The 251-nt window shown below is 61.4% G+C and carries 1 protein-coding gene; it reads left to right on the plus strand.

Going from position 1 to position 251, the window contains the following annotated elements; translation table 11 throughout:
• A partial coding sequence (locus tag AB4Y42_RS44740; protein ID WP_368697954.1) for an AMP-binding protein occupies positions 1 to 251 on the plus strand: 251 nt, incomplete at both ends.

The following is a 251-nucleotide window of genomic DNA, read 5'->3' on the forward strand; positions in this document are numbered from 1 at the left end:
GGCCTGGGCGAACCTGCCGGCCTCCGATCCGGACCCGCGCACGCTCGGCCTGAGCGCGCGCCACCTCGCCTACGTGATCTACACCTCGGGATCATCAGGCACGCCCAAGGGCGTCATGGTCGAACATCGGGGCTTGGTCAATCTCGGGTTGGCTCAGATCAAGCTTTTTGGCGTTTCTTCCAATAGCCGAGTAGTGCAGTTCTCCTCCTTCGGTTTTGATGCAAGCGCCTGGGAGCTTGTTATGGCGTTCG

The sequence above is a fragment of the Paraburkholderia sp. EG286B genome, from assembly GCF_040965655.1.
GTDB lineage: Bacteria > Pseudomonadota > Gammaproteobacteria > Burkholderiales > Burkholderiaceae > Paraburkholderia.